The sequence below is a fragment of the Facilibium subflavum genome (genome assembly GCF_003574485.1).
Taxonomy (GTDB): domain Bacteria; phylum Pseudomonadota; class Gammaproteobacteria; order Francisellales; family Francisellaceae; genus Facilibium; species Facilibium subflavum.
This window is the reverse complement of record NZ_QLIT01000261.1, coordinates 1-2,114: the sequence shown is the minus strand read 5'-3', so window position 1 is coordinate 2,114 and position 2,114 is coordinate 1. Positions and strand designations below refer to the sequence as shown.

Annotated in this window: 3 protein-coding genes; all 3 read left to right on the top strand. The window is 36.8% G+C overall.

The annotated features are described in order from the left end of the window. Positions 1-61 precede the first annotated feature (61 nt). Genes DNK84_RS12875 through DNK84_RS12865 form a run of 3 tightly spaced genes read left to right on the top strand, consistent with a single transcriptional unit; the run spans position 62 to position 2,087 of the window. Positions 62-601, top strand: a complete 540-nt coding sequence (locus DNK84_RS12875) for a hypothetical protein (protein ID WP_119344884.1) — start codon at positions 62-64, stop codon at positions 599-601. Between the two features lie 9 nt (positions 602-610). Then, positions 611-1,102 (top strand): hypothetical protein, encoded by a 492-nt coding sequence (locus tag DNK84_RS12870; protein ID WP_119344883.1) that lies wholly within the window; start codon positions 611-613, stop codon positions 1,100-1,102. Positions 1,103-1,133: 31 nt separating this feature from the next. Next, on the top strand, positions 1,134-2,087 hold the full coding sequence (locus DNK84_RS12865; protein ID WP_119344882.1) for an Rpn family recombination-promoting nuclease/putative transposase: 954 nt from the start codon (positions 1,134-1,136) through the stop codon (positions 2,085-2,087). Positions 2,088-2,114: the final 27 nt, after the last annotated feature.

The window sequence follows — 2,114 nt, the reverse complement described above, 5'->3', positions numbered from 1 at the left end:
GGGGGCATCATGCTTTCTCACATTATGTTTAAAATTTAAATTATAAATAGGAGAAACAGAGATGTCTACTCGACAAAAGGGTGTTTTGTCGCGTATTTTTACTTTGGGTGTTATTTTGATCAGTTTGCTATTAGGCGGCTGTATTGCTGCAGGTGTTTATACTGCACAGACAACGGTAGCAACGATCGATGGTGCTGACATGAACAAGATTGTTATCACGCCTAAAGCAAAGCCAATTTCAATCTTTAATGCAGTTGAAGTTAATCTTAGCTATCTGCATACAGAAAAAGACAAACAAGCACTGATGCATGATTTGCAGCAACAGCTTATTAAAGCTTTAAAAGATAAAGGCATGTATCAGCCGGATAATGTGAAGGCTGATAGGCTTCGGGTAAGTATTAGTGATGTGACAAATACCCACGCTGATAAATCAGTACAATCCTATGTTGAAGTATTTAATGCAAAAGGGAAAGTGCAGTACTCTGCTGTTTATATCATGAATGGAAAAGGGTTAAGACGACTAAGCTATGTAGAAGGGCAATATGCGCAAGCGCTTGTGAGCGATTTACAACAAGCACCGAAAAAGGCAAATAACAAGTAAGGATGTCATATGTATAAAATCATGAAATATAGCAGTATTTTATTATTAATGGTGTTTTTTCTGTCAAGTTGTACATTATTCGTAAATACAGCACAAAGTCAAAAATCACGTGTTGTGCCGATTGTGCCTAAATCACAAGCAATTTATAACATCACACAAATTGATTTTAACTTTACTGCATTAGATTTAAGTAAAGATGAAGAAAAAGCACAGCAGGGTTCTTTGAATACCATGTTGGTTCATAAGCTTCAAGCAGTGGGCCTATATCAAAATACACAATCACCGGCAGTCCAAATTAAGGTTATTATGAAAAAAGTGAATGATAATTTCTCGGATAAATCAATAGAAGCCTTTGTGGTGGTTATGAATGATAAGGGACAGACAATTGCCTCAGCTGTTTTTGTTGAGCGAGGTGAAGGGCTTCGAAAGCTTAAATATTTCAAGGAAAAATTTGTTGATCAATTAGTGGAATATATTCAATCACCAGTGGCTGCGCAATAGTGCAAGAAGCTTATTATATAGTGGCAACAATATGTCAAAAAGTAAAAAACCAGATAATAATGCTTTTCCAACGCCGCATGATGCTTTCTTTAAAGCAAATATGGCAGATAAAAAAAGAGCGATTAAAGCTCTTAAACAACACTTTTCACCAGAGCTGGTTGCACTTATTGACTTTAAGACAATAAAATCCAGGTCAACGGAGTTTATCCAGCACAACCTTCATAAAGTCATCAGTGACGTTCTTTACTCGTGCAAAATCAAAGACAAAGATGCGTACCTTTATGTTATCTGGGAGCATCAAAGCACAAGTGATGCGTTAATGGCTTTTAGAATGCTGACTTATGTCACTCAGATTATGCAACATCATTTGCAGCAAGGGTATAAAAAACTGCCATTAGTGTTACCGGCGGTAATTTACCACGGTAAAAAGTCCCCTTATCCTTATTCAACCAGTATTTTTGATTGTTTTGAGGATAAGACTCTGGCCGCTGAATATGCTTTTAGGTCATTTGAGTTAATTGATCTCACCGTAATGAGTGATGATGATCTGGCAAAGTTTGACCCTGATTTGATGTTTGAGTATATGCTAAAGCATAGCCGTGATAATCTGGTGGAACAGTTAACACAATGGCTGCTAAAGCATCCAAATCAATCGGTGTATTTTTTAAGTGCTGGAAAAAATCTGTTAAATCAGGTATTCTCTTACATAGAAAGTCGAAAAGATATTGATCAATCGGCAGTTGAGAGATTAATCGAAGTCATCAATAAAAACACAGATGGTGAATTTATGAATTACTTAGAAAGGCGAGAACAACAAGCACAGCAGCAAGGTATGCAACAAGGTATGCAGCAAGGGGTATTAAAAGCCAAACAGGAAACAGCACGCACAATGCTTGTGGAAGGCCTGGATGAAAAGCTTGTGATTAAGTGTACTGGCCTTGATCTTGATACGGTACTAAAGCTCAAAAAAAACATTAAAAAATAGGACTGGCTTTAATGGCACTAAGTTAAG